The organism is Chryseobacterium sp. NG-CE01 (assembly GCF_055695505.1).
Map to the genome: position 1 here is coordinate 1,918,820 of NZ_CM146369.1, position 20,942 is coordinate 1,939,761.

Annotated in this window: 17 protein-coding genes; 9 read left to right on the plus strand and 8 right to left on the minus strand. The window is 37.5% G+C overall.

Features of this window, described 5'->3' with window-relative positions; genetic code table 11:
• Positions 1-3 precede the first annotated feature (3 nt).
• The 3 genes from ACYT6F_RS09155 to ACYT6F_RS09165 form a co-directional block, all read right to left on the minus strand.
• Positions 4-1,026 (minus strand): pectinesterase family protein, encoded by a 1,023-nt coding sequence (locus ACYT6F_RS09155; RefSeq protein ID WP_472600881.1) that lies wholly within the window; start codon positions 1,024-1,026, stop codon positions 4-6.
• A 78-nt stretch (positions 1,027-1,104) separates the two neighbouring features.
• Positions 1,105-2,940: a RagB/SusD family nutrient uptake outer membrane protein gene (locus ACYT6F_RS09160; RefSeq protein ID WP_472600882.1), complete on the minus strand. Its 1,836-nt coding sequence runs from the start codon at positions 2,938-2,940 to the stop codon at positions 1,105-1,107.
• 10 nt (positions 2,941-2,950) lie between these two features.
• Complete coding sequence (locus ACYT6F_RS09165) at positions 2,951-5,968, minus strand: SusC/RagA family TonB-linked outer membrane protein (RefSeq protein ID WP_472600883.1); 3,018 nt, start codon at positions 5,966-5,968, stop codon at positions 2,951-2,953.
• An 849-nt stretch (positions 5,969-6,817) separates the two neighbouring features.
• On the opposite strand from ACYT6F_RS09165, the gene kduI reads away from it, so the two are divergent.
• The 8 genes from kduI (at position 6,818) to ACYT6F_RS09205 (ending at position 17,029) form a co-directional block, all read left to right on the plus strand.
• Positions 6,818-7,654: a 5-dehydro-4-deoxy-D-glucuronate isomerase gene (gene kduI / locus ACYT6F_RS09170; protein ID WP_472600884.1), complete on the plus strand. Its 837-nt coding sequence runs from the start codon at positions 6,818-6,820 to the stop codon at positions 7,652-7,654.
• 8 nt (positions 7,655-7,662) lie between these two features.
• Positions 7,663-8,445 (plus strand): gluconate 5-dehydrogenase, encoded by a 783-nt coding sequence (locus ACYT6F_RS09175; protein WP_472600885.1) that lies wholly within the window; start codon positions 7,663-7,665, stop codon positions 8,443-8,445.
• Between the two features lie 18 nt (positions 8,446-8,463).
• Positions 8,464-9,861, plus strand: coding sequence for a glucuronate isomerase (gene uxaC, locus ACYT6F_RS09180; protein ID WP_472600886.1), 1,398 nt, complete (start codon positions 8,464-8,466; stop codon positions 9,859-9,861).
• A gap of 325 nt (positions 9,862-10,186) precedes the next feature.
• Positions 10,187-11,194, plus strand: coding sequence for a sugar kinase (locus ACYT6F_RS09185; protein ID WP_472600887.1), 1,008 nt, complete (start codon positions 10,187-10,189; stop codon positions 11,192-11,194).
• Positions 11,195-11,272: 78 nt separating this feature from the next.
• Positions 11,273-11,938, plus strand: coding sequence for a beta/alpha barrel domain-containing protein (locus ACYT6F_RS09190; RefSeq protein ID WP_472600888.1), 666 nt, complete (start codon positions 11,273-11,275; stop codon positions 11,936-11,938).
• Positions 11,939-12,133: 195 nt separating this feature from the next.
• A complete protein-coding gene (locus tag ACYT6F_RS09195) occupies positions 12,134-13,675 on the plus strand; it encodes an MFS transporter (RefSeq protein ID WP_472600889.1) in 1,542 nt (513 codons plus the stop codon).
• 266 nt (positions 13,676-13,941) lie between these two features.
• On the plus strand, positions 13,942-15,405 hold the full coding sequence (locus ACYT6F_RS09200) for a tagaturonate reductase (protein ID WP_472600890.1): 1,464 nt from the start codon (positions 13,942-13,944) through the stop codon (positions 15,403-15,405).
• Between the two features lie 4 nt (positions 15,406-15,409).
• Positions 15,410-17,029 (plus strand): UxaA family hydrolase, encoded by a 1,620-nt coding sequence (locus ACYT6F_RS09205; protein WP_472600891.1) that lies wholly within the window; start codon positions 15,410-15,412, stop codon positions 17,027-17,029.
• 181 nt (positions 17,030-17,210) lie between these two features.
• Here the strand turns inward: ACYT6F_RS09205 and ACYT6F_RS09210 are convergent, their stop codons facing one another.
• Both ACYT6F_RS09210 and ACYT6F_RS09215 read right to left on the minus strand, forming a co-directional pair.
• Positions 17,211-17,657: a hypothetical protein gene (locus ACYT6F_RS09210; RefSeq protein ID WP_472600892.1), complete on the minus strand. Its 447-nt coding sequence runs from the start codon at positions 17,655-17,657 to the stop codon at positions 17,211-17,213.
• Between the two features lie 322 nt (positions 17,658-17,979).
• Positions 17,980-18,204 carry a SymE family type I addiction module toxin gene (locus tag ACYT6F_RS09215; RefSeq protein WP_472600893.1) on the minus strand — a complete coding sequence of 75 codons (225 nt, stop codon included), beginning with the start codon at positions 18,202-18,204 and terminating at the stop codon, positions 17,980-17,982.
• A 145-nt stretch (positions 18,205-18,349) separates the two neighbouring features.
• Between ACYT6F_RS09215 and ACYT6F_RS09220 the strand changes: the two genes are divergently transcribed.
• On the plus strand, positions 18,350-18,562 hold the full coding sequence (locus ACYT6F_RS09220) for a helix-turn-helix transcriptional regulator (protein WP_472600894.1): 213 nt from the start codon (positions 18,350-18,352) through the stop codon (positions 18,560-18,562).
• A 231-nt stretch (positions 18,563-18,793) separates the two neighbouring features.
• On the opposite strand, the gene ACYT6F_RS09225 is transcribed toward ACYT6F_RS09220, so the two are convergent.
• From ACYT6F_RS09225 to ACYT6F_RS09235, 3 genes are all read right to left on the minus strand, one after another.
• A complete protein-coding gene (locus ACYT6F_RS09225; RefSeq protein WP_472600895.1) occupies positions 18,794-19,249 on the minus strand; it encodes a hypothetical protein in 456 nt (151 codons plus the stop codon).
• A gap of 115 nt (positions 19,250-19,364) precedes the next feature.
• Positions 19,365-20,018: a hypothetical protein gene (locus ACYT6F_RS09230; RefSeq protein WP_472600896.1), complete on the minus strand. Its 654-nt coding sequence runs from the start codon at positions 20,016-20,018 to the stop codon at positions 19,365-19,367.
• 77 nt (positions 20,019-20,095) lie between these two features.
• Complete coding sequence (locus ACYT6F_RS09235; RefSeq protein ID WP_472600897.1) at positions 20,096-20,758, minus strand: hypothetical protein; 663 nt, start codon at positions 20,756-20,758, stop codon at positions 20,096-20,098.
• Positions 20,759-20,942: the final 184 nt, after the last annotated feature.

Below are 20,942 nucleotides of genomic sequence, written 5' to 3' on the forward strand. Positions count from 1 at the left end.
AAATTATTTTAAAGTTTTTCTGAAATTCCAGTTGTCTTTTCCTTTCAGGATATTGCCTGCAGTGTATTCTTTGGCTTCGGCCTGTTTGAGCTGATGTGACCAGCCGACTCTTGAAGCACTGTTAGCTCCTGAACCTTTTGAATGATATTCTGCGTAAAAAGCCGTTTTTTCGGCATCCGGTTTATTCCAGTTGTGCCATCCTTCGGGTTTTATGGTTGAATTAAGATCACAATTGATATAAACCGTTTTGGCAAAAGGTCTCCACGGTCTGCCGAGATAGACGGAATGTTCTTTAGCATTACCTGTAATTTTACAATGAATGAAAACAAATCCGAAGCTGTTTTCTTTTGGGGTAGACGCCGCAGTTATATAGCTTGCCGTCTCTTTGGAATAAATAGTACAGTCCTCAAAAACGGCTGTTCCGGCTCCGAAGATATAATCGGTAGTCCCTTCGATGTAGCAATTTTTAAAATAGTTTCTGGAAGGTTGGCTTTTATCTTCAAGATCCTGTGCTCCTTTCAAGTACAGGGTGTCCTGATTGCCAAGGAACCTGCAGTTATCAAAAACAATTCTGTCACCAGCAGTTAAAACTGCAACAGCCTGGCCGACTCTTCCTGCACTGTTTTCAAATGAAATATTTCTGGCGGTGAAGTCATCAGCGTAAATAAAAAGGGTTGCAGAGCCTGTGGTGCCAATGTCTTTTCCTTCCTGATTTTTTTTAGAAGCAAAATCATCAAAAGTTATTACTGTTTTTTCAGGATTTTCCCCTTCTAAAGTAATGGGTCCTTTTGTTTGGGGAATAAAGATTTTTTCTTTATATATCCCTTGTATAATAAAGATTTTCGTTCTTTGGGAAGACTCATTTTCAACGGCATCCACAGCTTGCTGAATGGTGGTGAAATCACCTTTTCCGTCTTTTGAAACTACGATCAGTCTGTCGGCAGTTTTAAAAGAAAGAAAATTGAATATTGCTGTGAGAATAATTAAAAATGCTTTCAGATCTTTTAAAAATAAGGAGTTTTTCATTAAATCATTTTTGAGTTAAAATACAGACTTCCGCTTTTGACAGAAGCCTGTATTTCTGATATGAATGTGAAACTTTTTCTAGTATCCGTAATCCTGTGTAAGATTATAGTTGGAGTTGATAACATCCGCTGCAATCGGCAGAAGTTCTTTCCTGTTGGGCTGGAAATAATAGGCATAACTTTTCACCGGATCTCCGCTGATATAAGGTTGCGTCATCGCCAGTCTCCAGTTTACCTTTGTATATCCCGAAGGGGTTGCAACACTTTGGTTAGGACTGTAGAAGACGTCTGCTTTCGCAATTCCGTTCAGATAGAAATCAATGTCCAGAACGTTTTGCTGTGCTGTTTTTGAAGGAACATAATTGGCAACCCCGGAAGCAGTTTTTTTATAGAAAATATATTCCGGTACATTGGCGTAGGCTCCTGTTCCGTTCATAAACTGTGTAAGTTTCTGTCTCGTTTCATTAATTTTTGTTTCCAGAAGATTCCAACGGATAAGGTCGTATTTTCTTAATCCTTCACCACCGAATTCCAACAATCTTTCTTTTACAAGATAATTGAAGAACCCTGGTTTGTCGGTAGGAATAGTACCTATCTGCCCTAAATTTCCAGCATAAGCCCTTTGTCTTACGGCCATCACAGCGTTGATTGCTTCCTGAGACGGACCGTTATGCAGCTCATTATCAGCTTCAGCAAACATCAGGAGAATATCGGCATATCTTAACAGCGGCCAGTCGATCCCAAGGTTTTGGGAAGTTCCTGTGATGGAAGTCCATGATTTTCTGAATTTACCGTCATTCCAGTTGATTGAAGTCTGAAGTTCTTCCTGCTTAGAAGTGTTTACCCTGAAAATGGCAATATTAACATCTCTTCTTACGTCATACTTGGTAAACTCATAAAAGTAAACCGGAATGGCATTGATCCCTCCTGAAGATTTCCAGTCTGTGTCATCATGTCTTAAACCATTATAATACCCGATTTTACTGTCAGTTCTTGAGTTCCCTCCGAATGCTCCGATCGCATAAATGATTTCATTGGTAGCATCCGGAGTATTGGTATGCAGTGATCTGAATAATCCTTCATAGCTTGGGTTAAGCTGATGCTGTCCGGAATTGATGATGTCTTTACACTCATCGTATGCGATCTGATAATATTTTTGAGGATTTGATCCCCGCATCATCATTTGCGGATTTCTTCTTAAGGAATATCCGGCTCTTGCTAATGCGATTCTTGCTCTTAATCCTTTTACGGCAGCCTTAGAAATTCTCTGTGCAGTCGTATTACCTTCGGATCTCCACGGAACCAGGCTTTCAGCTTTCAGCAGATCATCCAGAATTTTATCATAAATAACATCCCGGTCTGTTTTAGCCAGATATAGATCAGGAAGGTCTGCAGAAGGAATATCCTGAAAAGGTACATCGCCCCAGTTTTTGATAAGGTCATGATAAAAATGAGCTCTTAGGGTAAGCGCTTCTCCCAGGTACCTGTTCATCATTTTTTTATCGGCTTCAGAACCTGTCTGGAAAACAGGGGAAAGCGGAATATTTTTAATGACAAGATTAGCTCTTTCAATACCGGTATAAGTATCTAAAAAAGGTCTGAGAAGTTCGGTATTGGTAGGGATGGCGCCGAAACAGCTGATACCTCTTCTGTCGTTGGCATTATAATCTCCGGAGGTTCTCATATCGTCTCCTGATTGTGAGAGGATAAGGTTCATTCTCTGTCCGTATGTATTGTCACCCATGGTGCTGTTGTATACTCCCACCAAAGCGGAGAAAGTATCTGAAACGGAATCAAACTGTTGCTTTTCAGCAGTATTGGATAAGCTTTCTACATCCAGATACTCTTCGCAGGAATTAAAGGATAAAAGTCCTGCAATAGAAAAAACAAGTATTAAAAATTTATTTTTTTTCATGATAGTAAGGTTAAAAAGTGATATCAACTCCTGATAAAATGAATCTGCTTCGCGGATAAGCGGCATAATCTACACCGGGTGTCAAAGGATTTCTTCTTGTATTGGCTTCCGGATCATATCCCGAGTATCCTGTAATGGTAAACACATTATTCATGGTGAAATACAATCTGAAATTGGAGAGCCCGAGTTGTTTGGTAAAGTCTTTTCCGAGAGAATACCCGATGGTCAGGTTATTCAGACGAAGAAAAGAACCGTCCTCAATAGCATACGAATGAAGGAAATAAGCACCTGCCGGCGGAGTCCACATAGTAGTATTGGCATTCAATGCGGCTAAGGCATTGGGATCATTCACTTTCACACCGTTATCATCAAACCATCTCCATCGGTCAGCCACTTCTGCAAGCATGTTGTTGTCCCTGTAAAGATATTGGGTAGAGTACTCAATTTTGTTGGCATTGTAGACTTTATTTCCAACTGAGAAATTAAACATTACGCTCATATCCCAGTTTTTGTAACGGAAAGTCTGGTTGAATCCACCATAGAACTTCGGCTGTGCACTTCCCAGATCGGTCATATCATTATTATCAATGACGCCGTCTCCGTTTCTGTCTTCCAGTTTCAGGTCTCCCGGTTGTACGGGTCTTGCTCCGTTCGCAGCAGCAGCAGAACTTGGGATGCCTGCTTTCAGGGTATAAACCTGTGTTGTCAGATTATAATCAAAATCATTGATTTCGTATCTTCCGGCTGTTACATATCCCCAATACGTACCAACGGGTTTTCCCACTTGCACTAAGAAGTCATTCAGATTGTTTTGCCATCCGGACGGAAACAGGTAATAGTTTGCACTTGCAGAGGCACTGTTTCCTAAGCTTTTAATGGTATTTCTGTTGGAAGAGATGTTGGCATCGATTTTCCAGGTGAAATTATCATTGCTGATAATGGTGCTTCCTACTGAAACCTCTATCCCTTTATTGGTTGTACTCCCTGAATTCTGATATTGATATTCATAACCTGTGGTCTGTGGAATTTTCGCCAGCAATAGAAGGTCTTTTGTATCGGTTTGATAGACATCAACCGAGCCGTATACTTTTCCTTTAAACAATCCGAAATCCAATCCTGCATTTGCTGAAGCTGCGGATTCCCACTTTACATTTCTGTTGGACATGATGTTACCCGTCGTTGCTCCCGGGGTTACATTTGTTCCGAAAGCATAGCCGTAATCTGAGGATGTGGTGAAAAAAGTATCATATAAGAACGCTTTAATTCTGTTATTTCCGGACAGACCGTACCCCGCTCTCAATTTTAGTTCGCTGATTACCCTGCTTTCCTTTAAGAAATTTTCTTCATTAATCTTCCATGCAACCGAAGCCGCCGGGAAATATCCCCATCGGTTTCCGGGACCGAATGTACTTGATCCGTCTGCTCTCATGGAGGCTGTTACAATATATTTATTTTTGAAAATATAGTTTGCTCTTCCGAAAAAGGATACGATCCTGTCTGGCAATACATCTGCTTTAGGATTATCCTGAACTAAGCCTGAAGGCGGATTGGCCGACTGGATATTGGCAAATGCTTCCTGAGCGCTGATAGATTTCGGAAGCCATTTGATATTCATGGTTAATGATTCGGCATCAGTTTTCACCGTTTCCTGTCCCAACAGGAAATCTACTTTATGATTGCCGTAAGTTTTCCTGAAATTCAGTGTATTGGTGTTGGTAATCCTTCTCGATTGGGTTTTGCTTAAAAAGACTACCGGCTGATCGTTATTCTGTCTTGCAAGACTGGTAACGACTCCTGAGAACTGATTTACAAATTCATCTCTCTGCACATATCCGATTACACTTCTAAAAGTAAAATCTTTATTGATCTTATATTCAATAACACCATTCAGCAGGAGATCATTTCTCCCGTTTTCTTTCACTTCATTATCAGCAAGGATAATAGGGTTTACAAGATTGGTTTCATTGGCAAATAAAGGATCGAATTCATCAATATTCTGGGCTGGTCCTCCTTCAAAAGGTTGATACCGTACAGCATTCCTCAATCGGTTGGTACTTTGTGAACCTGTCGCTGAAGTTCCTGCACCAAAAATGGTCTGTCTGCTGTATCTTGCATTCAGCGTCATGCTCAGTTTTTTGGAAATATCATAGTCATATTTGAAATTGGCCATGTTTCTTTTAAACCCTGAACCGATCATGATACCATCTTCCTGAACATTGTTTAATGATAATGAGAACGAAGAATTTTCTGATCCCCCCGTAACGGCTACATTGTGTGTGAAGTTGAAGGCTTCTCTTCCGAAAACTTCATCCTGCCAGTCAATTTTCTTAATATTACCATAATTTTTTCTGATATCCTGAAAGCTGCCGTATCTTGTATTAAAGGCATCGATGTCTGTCTGAACACCGCCTTTGTTGTAGATTTCATACTGATACAATACGTATTGATACGGATCAAGAACATCAATTGTATTCTGGATTGATCTTACTCCTAAAAATCCGTTGTAATTGATTGACGTTTTAGCCCTTTTACGCCCGCCTTTCGTTGTGATCAAAACCACACCGTTGGCACCTCTGGCTCCGTAAATACTGGTAGAAGACGCATCTTTGAGCACCTCGATAGATTCGATTTCTTTTGGTGATAAAACGGTCAGTGCATTATCCATTTGAACCCCGTCCACAATATAAAGTGGAGCATTGCTGCCGGTAATGGAGTTTCCTCCTCTGATCACGATATCTACATCTGCACCCGGAGATCCTTCACTCAGGGAAACCTGTACACCGGCAAGCCTTCCCTGGATGGCTTCTGCAGCATTGGTAGAAGGCATATCCTTTATAGCATCCGCCTTTACAGACGACACGGCATTGGTGACATCCTTTTTAGAAACCTTGGTATAGCCTACCAAAACTACCTCGTCAATCTTGGTCTCCTTTTCCTTTCGGGTTTCTTTCTCTTGAGCCATAGCAAGGACAGGAAGTAGAAAGGCAGTTAGGTATAACCACTTTACTGATTGTACTTTTTTATCCATTTTGTATCCTTATAGTTTTAATTTTTGGTTGAAAGTTTTTTTTCAATCTTTGTTTGTTGGTGGATTTTAAGTATTCTAATTTTTAGTGGAAAATATTTTCAAAAAATTGACGCTTATCATTGTGCAATCGATTGCGTAATTTTTCGTAACAAATATCTTGGCTTCTAAACTAATATTATTTTCCAATATGCAAAGAAAAAAATATTATTTTTTCATTAATTCGATTCGGAATTTTATGTGCATTAAAGAAATATTACTTAATTTACAGTATTTAAATTGCTGAAATTCAAATAAATATAAGTTTAATGTAAAATATAAATATAATATAAAAAATAACAAAAAAATAATTTTGTTTGGGAATTTAATCTTAAAATTTAATTAAAATAACAGTTTTTTTAAAAGAAAAAATTACCAAAATTAACGGCTGGAAATAAAATTTTAGGCCTTTTACTGATTTTTATCATCTTTTCTCTGCAATTTTTTATGCGGTTCTTTTATATGCATATAAAATCAATTATTTGTAGGATAATGAAAATATTTTTATAGTTTTATTAAAGATCAGGAACCATACTCTACAATAATTTTTCTCTTAAATTTTAATGACTGCTAATTAATTTTGGGTAGTATCTTTAATCTAAAAACTTGATGGATTTTTAAATTAAGTAGGAAAAAGTTATTTTAATATTTTATAAATCAGTGGTTTGTAAATTTAAATTAAATTTTTGTTAAGGATTTAAAGAATAGTTATATATTTATCCCCATAAGTATTTCTACTAATTTTAGTGTAATTTATGCAATCGATTACGCAATGTTTAACTGGTTTTGATAAAACCGCAAAAAATAAGAAGTATGCAAAAATCAGAATTTCGCTACGCCCATCACCCTGAAGATGTAAAAAAATATACAACAGAAGATCTCAGGAGGGAGTTTCTGATCGATGATCTATTCAATGAAGACGAGATAAAATTAGTCTATTCAATGTACGACAGACTTATTGTAGGCGGTATTATGCCTACAACAAAAGCTTTGAAACTGGAACCGACCGACGATCTGAAAGCCCCCTATTTTCTGGACAGAAGAGAGTTGGGGATCATTAACGTAGGAGGATCCGGAAAAATAACGGTAGACGGTGAAGTGTTTGAGCTTGACAACAAAGAAGCTTTATATATAGGAAAAGGCGCAAAAAAAGTGATTTTTGAAAAAACTGGTGATGCACAACCATATTTTTACATCAATTCAGCTCCGGCGCATCACACGTATCCGAATAAAAAGATCACAAAAAACGAAGCGGAAATTGTAGAGTTGGGTGAAGAAAAATATGCTAATAAACGCACCATCAATAAATTGATTGTGAATTCCGTGCTGGAAACCTGCCAGCTGCAGATGGGAATGACGGAACTTCACCCGGGAAGCGTTTGGAACACGATGCCTGCACATACTCATGCAAGAAGAATGGAAGCTTATTTCTACTTTGATCTTGAAGAAGGACAGACGGTGAGCCATTTTATGGGGCAGCCACACGAAACCCGTCATATTTTTATGACCAACAGACAGGCTGTTTTGTCCCCGGAATGGTCTATCCATTCAGGCGTGGGAACTTCCAACTATACTTTTATCTGGGGAATGGCGGGTGAAAATATGGATTATGGTGACATGGACGGTATCAAAACTAACGAACTAAAGTAATTTTTCTAATGAATTTATTTGATTTATCCGGTAAAGTAGCGGTTGTTACAGGCGGTACTCACGGATTGGGTATGGCAATGGCAGAAGGTCTTGCAGCCGCAGGTGCCGAACTGGCAATTACAAGTACAACTCCGTCCAAATTGGAAGAAGCTTTAGACTATTATCATTCAAAAGGATACAAAGCAACCGGTTACATTTTTGATGTAACGGACGAATTGGAAGCTGCACAGAAAGTAGCTCTGATGGAAGCTACCCATGGAAAAATAGACATCCTTGTCAATAATGCAGGAATCATCAAACGTATTCCGGCAATTGATATGGAAGTAGAAGACTTTAGAAAAGTAATCGACGTAGATCTTACAGGTCCTTTTATCATGTCCAAACTGGTTGGAAAATACATGATCAAAAGAAAATCCGGAAAGATCATCAATATCTGCTCAATGATGAGTGAGCTGGGCCGTGACAATGTAGTAGCATATGCTTCTGCAAAAGGCGGTCTGAAAATGCTTACCAAAAACCTGGCAACAGAATGGGCAAAACACAATATTCAGGTGAACGGTATCGGTCCCGGATATTTTGCAACATCACAAACAGAACCCATCAGAGTGGACGGACATCCATTCAACGATTTTATCATCAGCAGAACCCCGGAAGGAAGATGGGGGAATCCTGAAGATCTTGCAGGAACAGCTATTTTCCTGGCATCGGATGCAAGCAAATTCATCAATGGACAGATCATTTACGTTGATGGAGGGATTCTCGCAACCATCGGGAAACCTGCTAATGAATAACAACAGAATTACACGAGAATGAAACCTTTTATAACAGACAATTTTTTATTACAAAATAAATACGCTGAAGAATTATATTTCAGATTTGCAGAAAAACAACCGATCATTGATTATCACAATCACCTGATCCCGAAAGATATTGCAGAAGACACCGTTTTTGAAAATATTTCTAAAGTATGGATTGCCGGCGACCATTACAAATGGAGAGCCATGCGTACCTTAGGGGTGAACGAAAAATTCATTACGGGAGATTCTTCAGATAAAGAAAAATTCGAGGCGTGGGCAAAAACGGTTCCTTACACCCTGAGAAATCCTTTATATCACTGGACGCACCTGGAGTTAAAAAGATACTTTGGAATTGATGAATTGCTGAATGAAAACAATGCCTCAGAAATTTACGACAATATTACGGCACAGCTTCAGACTCCCGAAAAGTCCACCAGAGGATTATTGAAAATGATGAACGTGGAATCTCTGTGTACAACAGAAGATCCTACCGATACTCTCAATTATCATCAGGATTTGGCGAAAAGTGATTTTTCTATCAAAGTAAGCACGGCCTTTCGTCCTGATAAAGCTATTTTGATCGAAAATCACAATTTTGCAGATTATATCTCAAAATTAGGAGCATCTGCCGGAATTGAAATTAATTCTTACCAGACCTTATGTGATGCTTTATTGAAAAGAATTGAATACTTCCATGAAAACGGATGCAGGCTTTGCGACCACGGATTAAACAATATTTCTTACGAGGAAGCTACGGAAGCAGAAGTAAATGCTATTTTTAATGATAAGCTAAGCGGAAAAGTTATCGCTGAAAAGCAGGTAAATCAATTCAAGACGGCCATTTTATTATTCTTGGGTGAAGCCTATCATCAATTCGGATGGGTACAGCAGTTTCACTTGGGAGCGTTGCGAAATAATAACGAAAGAATGCACAGAATTCTTGGTCCGGATACTGGCTGGGATTCTATCGGGGATTTTGTACAGGCAGAAAATTTATCTAAATTTCTAAATGCACTGGACGGAAAAGATAAATTAACAAAAACCATTTTATACAATTTAAATCCGGCCGATAACGAAATTTTCGCAACCATGATCGGAAATTTCAATGATGGAAGCATCAAAGGAAAAGTACAGTTCGGTTCGGGATGGTGGTTCCTTGACCAGAAAGACGGAATGATCAAGCAGATGAATGCCCTTTCCAATATGGGATTAATCAGCTGCTTCGTCGGAATGCTTACGGATTCCAGAAGTTTCCTTTCCTATCCGAGACACGAATATTTCAGAAGGGTATTGTGCAACCTTTTCGGTGAAGAAATGAAAAACGGTGAATTACCGGATGATATGGAACATGTCGGAAAAATCATCTCGGACATCTGTTACCATAATGCTAAAAATTATTTTGATTTTTAAAATTTAAATAAAGAAGTCTCCTGCAGAGTAGCAAGCTCTCAAATTTACGTAATCAGCTAAATCTGCGAGAAGTAAAAAATAAATGTAAACCATTAAGAAGTTAAGTGTAATTAAGGGAAATCATAGATTTATTCAGCTAAAAAGCTTAACTCCTTAATAGATCTTAATGGTTTAATAAAATATATCTGAACCTACTTTGTGATCTTAGATAATTGAAATCGAAGATTCAACGTAGTCAGCATCTGGCGATCTTAAAATATATATTAGGTTTAAAAGAAATCTCTATACCGGAGCGTTAAACAGATATTTAAAGTTAATTAAAATAATGAGTAACAAAATAGTCACTTTCGGAGAAATCATCATGCGTCTCTCTCCACCCGGAAACAGAACGATGAAGCAGAGCCACGAAATGGAATTCTTTTTCGGCGGAACAGAACTTAACGTCGCATCTTCATTGGCGACAATGGGTTGTGAAGTAAGCCATGTAAGTGCTGTTTCAGATGATTTTGTGGGAGAATCGGCACTGTCTTTTGTGAAAAGCTTCGGAATTGATACCCGTTTTATCGCTAAAAATGAGCATCCTCTCGGGTTATACTTTCTGGAAGTAGGCTCATCAGTCCGGGCGAGCAGAATTGCTTACAACAGATTAAACGGCTCTTTTGCCAATATTAAGCCAGAAGAAATCGACTGGAATAAAGCCCTGGAAGGATGCGGATATTTTCACTGGACAGGCATCAGTCCCGGAATTTCAGAAGCAGCATATGAAGCACTGAAGAAAGGTCTTGAAACTGCCCGTGAAATGGGAATCGAGATTACAACGGATCCTGCTTATCGTTCCAATCTTTGGAAATACGGTAAAAAAGGAAATGAAGTGTTGAAAGAACTGGTATCGTATTCAACGGTTTTTATCGGTGGAGTTAATGAAATCAATGAAATTCTGGGAACTCAGTTTTCATCAGATCAAAACGGATTTCTGGAAGCATGTGAAGAATTAAAAAAACAGTGTCCTTCCATTCATAAAATTTTCGATAAAATAAGAATCGGTGTTACAGCGAGTTCTCAGCAGACTCAGGGAAGAGCTCTGGTTAACGGAAATTATTTTGAAACAGAATTGCTGGAAGTAAATCCTGTAGTCGACAGAATCGGGACAGGTGACGCTTTTGCAGCGGGCTTAATTTATGGCTTACAAAATTTCGATGACGAAAAAGCACTGAATTTTGCCAACGCCGCATGTGCTATCAAACATACTATTTTGGGTGATATCAATTACTCCAGCGCAGAAGATATTCTGGAAGTAATGGGTGGAAATTCAGGAGGAAGAATAAAAAGGTAAGAACCCCAGCCGTGTTAGAGCTCTAAGCTCTAACACGGCTCCCAACTTTACACTTTTGCATTAAAAATAAAAAATAAAATGACAAAAATACAAACCGTTACCAACGCCATCATTAATCAGGGGATTTTACCGCTGTATTACAATGCTGATGAAACGGTAACTATAGAAATACTGAGATCACTTTACAAAGCCGGAATCCGCGCAGTGGAATACACAAGTCGTGGAGAAGCAGCGTTAAGCAATTTTACCAAAATGGTAGAAATTCGTAATGCTGAAATGCCCGAAATGCTTTTAGGAATCGGAACCATTAAAAATCTTCAGCAGGCAGAAGAATATGAAAAAGTCGGAGCTGATTTTTTTATCAGTCCCGGTTTTGTACCTGACGTTGCCGCATTCCTGATTCCGAAAGATATATTATACAGCCCGGGTTGTATGACCCCTACGGAAATCATTGAAGCGGAGAATGCTGGCGTTACGTTCATTAAACTATTTCCGGGCAATGCGTTTGGGACAGGTTTTATGAGTGCCATAAAAGATGTGTTCCCGAATCTTAAATTTATGCCGACGGGCGGGGTAGATACAACCAAAGAGAGTATTGAAAGCTGGTTCAGAGCCGGCGTTTCTGCAGTGGGAATGGGAAGTAAGCTGGTTAGCAAAGAACTTATGGCAGCTAAAGAGTATGCAGCCATTGAAAATGAAACAAAGAAAGTTCTGGATATTATTCAGGCTTTAAATAATGATTAATAAGCTAAATACTTTGCGATCTTAGCTGAGCAGAGCGCCTTTGCCTCAATTTATAATTGATTCAGTAGAATCGGCGAAACTTTGTTTTGCGAACTTAAAAATAGTTAGTAGTCAAAAAAAACTTCGCGGACTTTGCGTTAAAACAAATACCATCATTAATAAAAAACAAAAAATAACTAATTCAAAAAAACTAATATGAGTTCAGTTAAATCTCTTAAACCGAGTAAATTCAGATGGACGATTTGTACATTGCTGTTCATTGCTACAACCATCAACTATCTGGATCGTCAGGTTTTATCATTAACGTGGAAAGATTTCATCGCCCCGGAATTTCACTGGAACAATAACGATTATGGAAATATTACTGCATTATTCTCTATTTTCTATGCTGTGGGAATGCTTTTCGCAGGAAAATTTGTCGACTGGATGGATACCAAGAAAGGATTTCTCTGGGCCATTGGAATATGGTCTGTAGGAGCCGTTTTACACGCTTTCTGCGGTATCGCTACATCGGGAATTCTTACCGGAAACTGGCTGGCAGGTTTTCACGGATCGAAAGAACTTATTGCAACCGTTTCAAATACCTCAGCCATTATCAGTACCAGTGTAACCCTGTTTATATTTGCCCGTTTCGTATTGGCCATCGGGGAGGCAGGAAATTTTCCGGCAGCTATTAAAACTACGGCAGAATATTTTCCTAAAAAAGACAGAGCTTTATCCACCAGTATCTGGAATGCAGGTGCAACGGTGGGTGCCTTGGCTGCGCCAATTACTATTCCGTTTATTGCAAAATCGATGGGTTGGGAATGGGCATTCATCATTATTGGTGCCTTAGGATTTGTATGGATGGGGCTTTGGGTTTTTCATTATAAAAAACCGCATGAGCATCATAAAGTAAACGAACACGAGCTTACCTATATCAATCAGGATCAGGAAGATGTGCCTGTGGAAGAAAATACCGTGCGGGCAGATGAAAGAAAATTCACCTTCAAAGAATGCTTCAGCTACAGACAGACCTGGGCATTTGCTTTCGGAAAATTCATGACAGACGGCGTTTGGTGGTTCTTTTTATTCTGGACTCCGGCCTATTTAAGCTCGGTGTATCAGATGGATTCCACACAGAGTGCATTCCCGTTATTTGTATTGTATATGATCACCTTGCTGTCCATTATCGGTGGATGGCTTCCAAAATATTTTGTAGAAAGAAAAGGAATGAATGCCTATAACGGAAGAATGAAAGCGATGCTGATCTTCGCATTTTTCCCGTTGTTAGCTTTGCTGGCTCAGCCATTAGGATCTGCAACCTATTGGATTCCGGTATTAATTATAGGCATAGCAGGCGCAGCACATCAGGCTTGGTCAGCAAATATTTTCTCGACAGTTGGAGACATGTTCCCGAAAAAAGCCATTGCAACCATCACAGGAATCGGCGGAATGGCAGGAGGAATCGGATCTTTTTTAATCAATAAATCTTCAGGGCTTTTATTTGATCACGCTCATAAAGCATGGTCAACCGTAGACGGTGTTCCGTTGCTGGAAAAATATCCTCAATATGTAAACGAAAGATTACCGGACGGCTTCTTCGAGCAACTCCAAAAATCAGGAGCAGTTGTAGTCGACGGAATTGATAAAGGATACATGATCATTTTCTCAATCTGTGCGGTAGCTTACTTAATCGCCTGGGCAGTAATGAAAACATTAGTACCAAAATATAAAGTGATTAGTAACAGAAACTAAACCTGCAAGATTTTAAAACCTTATAGGTTTGGCAAAAGTAGTATTTAAACAAATTCTTAAGTCAAAATAAAAACTTTGAGTTCTTTGCTAAGTAGAACGCCTTTGCCTCAATTTATAATTGATTCAGTAGAATCGGCATAACTTTGTTTTGTGAACTTAAAAATATACATCAAGCATTAAAAAAATCTTTGCGGACTTTGCGTTAAAAAACATCCTGCACCAAGATTTAGCAGAATTAAAAACACAATTTAATTCAAATTAGAAAAATGGAAAATCAGATAAAACAAAAATTAAATCGTGAATTAAATAATTCTCAGGAAAAGCTTCCCGTTAAAATTGTACAGTTTGGCGGCGGAAATTTCATGAGAGGATTTACCGATTATATCATTGATACATTAAATAAAGAAGCAGGATTCAATGCAGGAATCGTAAACGTTCAGCCTACACCTAACGGATCGGTTCATAAGCTGGAAGAGCAGGACAATCTTTACACGCTTTTCACGAGAGGAATTAAAAAAGGCGAAACTATTGATCAGAAACAGGTCATTTCTGCCATTCAGAAATCCATAAATCCTTACACCGATTACGATCAGTTCTTAATCCTGGCAAAAGAAGAAGAACTGGAATTTGTATTTTCAAATACCACGGAAACCGGAATTGCTTACGATGAAACCGAAAATTCATATGACGGTCCGCACAAAAATTTCCCTGCGAAAGTAGCGGTTTTGCTTCATGAAAGATTTATACATTTCAATGGGGCGGCGGATAAAGGATTGAGAATTATTCCCTGTGAACTCATTGAAGACAATGCATTTGCATTAAGAGATATCGTCATTAAATATGCCCGGCTGTGGAACCTGGAAGACAGCTTTGTACAATGGGTAAATGAAAACAACTATTTCCACAATACACTGGTCGACAGGATTGTTCCCGGTTACCCGAAAGATGATGTGGAAACATACGAAGATCAGCTGGATTATGAAGACCGGATGATGGTGGTTTCAGAATGTTTCCTTCTTTTTGTCATTCAGGATGCCGGAAATCTTATGGAGAGAATTCCATTTAATAAAATCAATGAGCAGATTTTGGTCGTTGATGATATTCAGCCGTACCGTTTAAGAAAAGTAAGAATCCTGAATGGCGGCCATACTTTGATGCTGGCTCCGGCGATCTTATCCGGAAAAGAAACGGTAAAGGAAGCTATCGACAATCCGTTTGTCGGAAAGTTTTTGAGTGATGCCATTTTTAATGAAGTCAACCCAACCTTAGGCTTGGATGAAACCGAACTGAAAGATTTTGCTGAAGAAGTTTTCGACCGTTTCAGAAATCCGTTTATCAAACATTATCTGGCAAGTATCGCGCTGTATTTTGTTTCCAAATTTAAAGTAAGGGTATTACCAAGCTTATTGACATATGTTGAAAATAACGCAAAATTGCCGCTACATCTTACCTTTTCTTTGGCCTGTTTAATCAGGTTCTACCAGGGAAGCTTTGGCGAAAAAGCCCTTCCGTTGAATGACGAAGAGGCAATCATCGCTAAATTCAGAGAGATCTGGAAAAATGAAGACTATGAGAAAGTCGCAGAATCAGCGCTTTCTGAAACTTCATTCTGGGACATCAATCTTACTCAGGTTGAAGGATTGAAAACAGCGGTTGCCAAAGCATTGTATGAGATTGATCACAATGACATAGAAACGGCTTATAACAATTTTGTAGCATTCAATTCTTAAAATCATGCAGAAGAAAGTACTGAAAGTAAATCCCAAAGACAACGTTATTGTAGCGCTGCTGGATTTGCCTGCCGGAGAATCGGTACATCTTGACGGAGCAGATTATACCGTAGTAAAAGATATTAAGGCTAAACATAAATTTGCAGCCACCGATTTTGAAGACGGAGATCACATCATCATGTACGGAGTTATCGTTGGAAAGGCAAATCAATCCATCAAAAAAGGAGAAGTTATTACAACGGAAAATGTAAAGCATCAAAGCGCAAAAGTAGAAGGTAAAACCGAAACTTTGGGCTGGATTCCGCCGAATGTAGACAAATGGAAAGACCGTACTTTCATGGGTTACCACCGTGAGGACGGACAGGTCGGGACGGAAAATGTATGGCTGTTCTTCCCTCTGGTATTCTGCGAAAACAAGAATATCGAAACCCTGAAAGACATATTTGAAAAAGAATTGCTTCACGAAAAAGCAAGCAAGCACCAGCTGTTGTTAAGGTCATTATTAAATGGCGGAGCAGAGACTGATGTAGCTGTGGAACAGGAAGAGCAGGATACAAGAGTATTTAAAAATATCGACGTAAGATTCATTACCCATCAGGGTGGCTGTGGCGGAATCCGTCAGGATGCCGAAGCATTGGGGAGACTGTTTGCAGGATACGTCAACAACCCGAATGTTGCGGGCGCTACCGTTCTCAGTTTAGGATGCCAGAATCTTCAGGTGCAGATCTTTATGGATGCCCTTCATGCGTTGGCTCCGGATAACAAAAAGCCGATCGTGGTTTACGAACAGCAGAAATCTGGAACCATTGACGAAATGCTGACCGGCGTGATTAAAGATTCTTACGAAGGAATAAAGAAAGCCAATAATATTGAAAGAAGACCTGCTCCTATCACCAAACTGAATATCGGTCTGGAATGTGGCGGTTCAGATGGTTTTTCGGGAATTTCAGCCAATCCTGTTTTGGGAGAAGTTTCCGATATTATGGCAGCTGTTGGCGGAACCACCATGCTTGCAGAATTCCCTGAATTGTGTGGAGTAGAGCAGGAGTTAGTAAACCGTTGTATGAACGATGAAGATGGCGTGAAGTTCCTTCAGCTGATGAAAGATTTTGAAAAATCCGTAGTCGCTGCAGGATCAGGTTTTGATATGAACCCGTCACCCGGAAATATCAAAGACGGACTGATTACTGACGCCATGAAATCGGCAGGTGCAGCCAAAAAAGGCGGTGCCGCACCTATCGTAGAAGTGCTGGATTTTACGGAATACGCCACAAAGCCAGGCCTTAATCTCCTTTGTACTCCCGGAAATGATGCCGAATGTACGACCGCGTTAGTGGGATCAGGAGCAACAGTCGTTCTTTTTACAACAGGTCTCGGAACGCCCATGGGAAATCCTATTGCCCCGGTGGTAAAGATTTCTTCCAACACGGCGTTGGCAGAAAAAATGCCGGATATCATTGATTTTAACGCAGGAACTGTCATTAGCGGAGATAAAACCATTCCCGAAGCGGCAGACGAGCTGTTAGAATACATCATCAGAATAGCAAGCGGCGAGGTCAAAACCAAAGCCGACCTATTGAATCAGAATGATTTCATTCCATGGAGACGAGGGGTCTCTTTGTAATGGGTTAATTATATTAAATATTAGGGTTGAAAATGCTTCCTGCTTCGGTGGGGAGCATTTTCTTTTGTTTTTTGATAATATCATGTGAACTTTGTCATTCTGTAAGAATCTCGACATGTCGAAATATTGGGTTGAGATTCCTATGGAATAACAAAAAGATGTTAAAGTTTAAAAGAGCACTTTATTTCTCCGTCCAGTATTTCTTTTTCAAATGTTCCGTTTTCAGAATATCACAGCCTAAAACAAATACTCTGTACACCGGTCTTTCAATACCATAATACGGAATTTTGTCTTCAAAGTATTCGATGTTCATTTGGTCTAATTTATTTTTCAGGTCGGTGATTTTACCAATGTCCGCTGAAAAACCGATACAATGTGTTTTCGCCCATTTGTCCGACTTAATCTGATGAAAAGCATACGCTGTGATTTCTCCTTCAGTCTTAAAAGTCTCCAAAATTTGCTTTTGCCCGCGTTCCGTATAATACCAGATAAAAACGCCGTCTGTATGGTCAATTCCCAACCCTTCATAAATAGGATTTCCGTTGATGGAATAACTGTTGAAATTGAAACAGTGTTCTTTCATCCAGTGTTCAAGTTCAGGTATCGTTTTTGGTGTATCGTTATCCATTTCTATATTTTTTAATATCTGACATTAGCAAGATCATCATGCTTATGACAACAATAGCAGTTAGGCTATACTTTCATAAAGCTATAAAAATAAACCACCCCGTCAAAAATTCTTTCGAATTTTCACCACCCCTCCATGGGGTGGAATTTAAAGCATATCCACACACGAAGAAATTCCCCTCCCTCGGAGGGGTGGATTAATTTTCAGCAAAAATTAAGACGGGGTGGTTAATTGAATCATTAAAAAATTTAATCTAAAACAGACGGCGACATCGGGTGAATCACCTCTCCACTCGCTCCAACCAATTTGAGCAGTAGTATTTTCACTCTCCCGATTCTGTTTCGTTGTCAACGGTGATGATGATTTTATTTTTCTCATGTCGAACAGTTACATTTTGCCCACACTCGAAACCTATGTCCTGAAGCCATTTTCCACAAAGTCGAATTTCGGGGAATACAACATTCCGATAATATGGCCTCGAAATGTACTTTCCGTACACTTTCAGCTGTCTTTCTCCTAATTGTTGAATTTTTTTTTCTTGTTTCACGACAATGATTTCTTGCTTCAATATTATAATAAATAATATTATTGTGCAAATAATACTGCATTAAAATATAATTTATTGTAGTTTGTCTATGATTTTCAGGTCTTTATAATTTTACGATATTTGCAGCAGAAGTCAATAAACAAGCATGGTGTCGAAAGTAAACTTAAATAGAATAAAATCTGCTCTGGCTGAAAAGAACAAAAGCAGCAAGGATTTAGCCAGTCATTTGGGTAAAACCGAATCAACGGTTTCTCGTTGGTGTACCAATGAAGTTCAGCCGTCTATTGAAACGCTTTACGAAATATCGAAATTTTTGGAAGTGGATATTCGGGAATTGTTGGTATCAACTGCCAGATAAATTATTCGTTTTTCGGTTTGTTTTTTTTAAAAACACAATTGATACTATTATTTTCACGGATGAACACGATGTTGGCATCAATAAGAACGGGCTTTAGCCCGTTTTCTGTGAAGTATAAGGATTGGCTTTAGCCGAATTTATAATAAATGATAATGTGGATTTGCAATATGTGCTTAGAAGAGTGTTGATAGAAACACAGATTGCAAATCCGCAACATCGGTTTATTTTAAATCATTCAGTTTTCCAAGAATGTGGAGTTTTATCAGGGTTGAATTTTACTTCTTTACCGATTAACTTAAAATATAATTTTTCTAGCTCATCTATGTATTGCAAATCTTTAGAAATGAAATCTCGGTAAAGAACTTTAAATCTATTGTTAGTTTGAACAATAAAAACATCATTTTTATCTTTAAAATATAATGATGCATAAGGAAATAAGTCCTTTTTATTAGTAAATAAATCTTTAATTTCTTTAGGGTTTAGTAATATAAATCCAAAATCTTCGGGACAGCTAACATATAATGGTACAGAAGTGATTTTTTTACTCAAAATTTGCATTTTGGTATATATTTCTATGCTATTATCCTTGATGTTTTTCACTATAAATTGATTATTATCAATACATTTAATCTCGGAAAATTTATTGTTAAAAAGTATAAGTAACCTTTCATTTATTTGTAATTTCATATAATAAAATTACAAAATTAATATTATATGATCCTTGTATATAGCAGATTGTAATAAGCCATTACAATATTATTTTTGTAGAAAGTCACGGATGCAGATCCGCAAGATAGGTTATTCATAATTTAGTAAGTAGTAAAATATTTCCATTATTATCTTGGCGAACTCTATATATAATAATTTTCTGGCCTGATGCTGTATATCCTTTAAGATACACAGTAGATCTAATTTCTAATATAGTTTTATCATTATTTTTACTTAGTATTTTAATTTTTTCAATATTATTTTTAATACTTTTATTATTTGTATATATATCTTTCTTTAGCTTCTCAAGTTCTTTTGTAAATCTTAAAAGTAGATTTTTCCTACCTTCATTATTTGAATCAAAAACAATATTGTCTGAGTATAAAGCTACGTATTCTTCCGTTTGTTTTTTATATCCCCAGTCAAATACATTTGATCCATAAAGTCTGGTTTCAATTCCTTTTTTTACAACATTAATTTCATGCTGTTTTTTATTTATTTCATGTTGTATAACTCTATTACTCTCTTTTAATTTATTTATATTTTCAAAGATAATAGCTTGTTGCTTAACTATTTTCGTTATTGTATCATGCGATACTCTCTTTATTGAATTGATCTCAAAATCTTTATAATTATTAATTAAGATAAATTTGTTAAAATGTTTTTTAATCTTATTATCCATATTGCTAATACAACTAATTGTAGATAGCAATAAGAAAAAAAGAGAAGTATTAAAAATTCTTTTCATATTACATTTAAATAAATGAATTTGTAATCTGGGTTTATATTATAAATAAGGAATTATAAATTTTACATATCAAAAAATTACATTACACCTAAAATTTTTCTAAATTCATTTTCCAATTCTTCAAGAGATTTTGTAAAATCTTTATCAACAGTCTCGGTTATTTTTTGTGAATCTTCAACCATTTTTTTGTAAAAATCATTTGAAACTTGATTTTGTCTGAACATTCTTAATATTGTAGCATAATCCCAATTTTTGCTTAAATATTCATTTGCAATATTATCTAATCTATCAGATAATTTTTTTTCAAAGAAAATTTTATTAACTAAATAATACTTATTGAATTCGTTAAGTGTATTATTGACATTTTCCAATCTTTGCTTTTCTTCTTTCTCTGCATCTTCAATAATAGGATGAATTCGTCTAGTCAATGTTACTGTTGCAGAATGAAGCTCTATTAAACGTTTATAAAGTTCCTTAATAACATTTGCTCTTTCTTCATGTAATTTAGAAAACCTTACATTGAATTCATTTAGTTTTATATCTAAAGAATATTGAAAACTTCTACTCTGTTGTTCAAGGAGTGATTTATGATTTTCAAGGTTTTGTGAAAGTTCCTTTTTTTTTAATTCTATTGTTTCACTAAAAAAGTATTCAATCGCGTTTTTCCCAAAAAAAATTAATATTAATAATATTAAGACAGAGGGGCCTGAATACATTAATAGCTTTATTAAGTCTGCCATGGTTTTATTTTTATAATGTAATATATAAAATTAACAAAATAAAAAACATCATCCAATTTTAATTCATCCAAAACAAGAAGTCCCCCGCTAGCGCGAGCGTCTCGCTCGTGCTAATATTGGACACGAGCGAAACGCTCGCGCCAACAAAAAGAAGACTTGCACTCCATTATTCACAAATTCCCCG

Excerpts from the sequence above, each read along its gene's own strand:
- ACYT6F_RS09155 (WP_472600881.1), bottom strand. The coding sequence starts at position 1,026 with ATGAAAAACTCCTTATTTTTAAAAGATCTGAAAGCATTTTTAATTATT.
- ACYT6F_RS09160 (WP_472600882.1), bottom strand. The coding sequence starts at position 2,940 with ATGAAAAAAAATAAATTTTTAATACTTGTTTTTTCTATTGCAGGACTT.
- ACYT6F_RS09165 (WP_472600883.1), bottom strand. The coding sequence starts at position 5,968 with ATGGATAAAAAAGTACAATCAGTAAAGTGGTTATACCTAACTGCCTTT.
- kduI (WP_472600884.1), top strand. The coding sequence starts at position 6,818 with ATGCAAAAATCAGAATTTCGCTACGCCCATCACCCTGAAGATGTAAAA.
- ACYT6F_RS09175 (WP_472600885.1), top strand. The coding sequence starts at position 7,663 with ATGAATTTATTTGATTTATCCGGTAAAGTAGCGGTTGTTACAGGCGGT.
- uxaC (WP_472600886.1), top strand. The coding sequence starts at position 8,464 with ATGAAACCTTTTATAACAGACAATTTTTTATTACAAAATAAATACGCT.
- ACYT6F_RS09185 (WP_472600887.1), top strand. The coding sequence starts at position 10,187 with ATGAGTAACAAAATAGTCACTTTCGGAGAAATCATCATGCGTCTCTCT.
- ACYT6F_RS09190 (WP_472600888.1), top strand. The coding sequence starts at position 11,273 with ATGACAAAAATACAAACCGTTACCAACGCCATCATTAATCAGGGGATT.
- ACYT6F_RS09195 (WP_472600889.1), top strand. The coding sequence starts at position 12,134 with ATGAGTTCAGTTAAATCTCTTAAACCGAGTAAATTCAGATGGACGATT.
- ACYT6F_RS09200 (WP_472600890.1), top strand. The coding sequence starts at position 13,942 with ATGGAAAATCAGATAAAACAAAAATTAAATCGTGAATTAAATAATTCT.
- ACYT6F_RS09205 (WP_472600891.1), top strand. The coding sequence starts at position 15,410 with ATGCAGAAGAAAGTACTGAAAGTAAATCCCAAAGACAACGTTATTGTA.
- ACYT6F_RS09210 (WP_472600892.1), bottom strand. The coding sequence starts at position 17,657 with ATGGATAACGATACACCAAAAACGATACCTGAACTTGAACACTGGATG.
- ACYT6F_RS09220 (WP_472600894.1), top strand. The coding sequence starts at position 18,350 with ATGGTGTCGAAAGTAAACTTAAATAGAATAAAATCTGCTCTGGCTGAA.
- ACYT6F_RS09225 (WP_472600895.1), bottom strand. The coding sequence starts at position 19,249 with ATGAAATTACAAATAAATGAAAGGTTACTTATACTTTTTAACAATAAA.
- ACYT6F_RS09230 (WP_472600896.1), bottom strand. The coding sequence starts at position 20,018 with ATGAAAAGAATTTTTAATACTTCTCTTTTTTTCTTATTGCTATCTACA.
- ACYT6F_RS09235 (WP_472600897.1), bottom strand. The coding sequence starts at position 20,758 with ATGGCAGACTTAATAAAGCTATTAATGTATTCAGGCCCCTCTGTCTTA.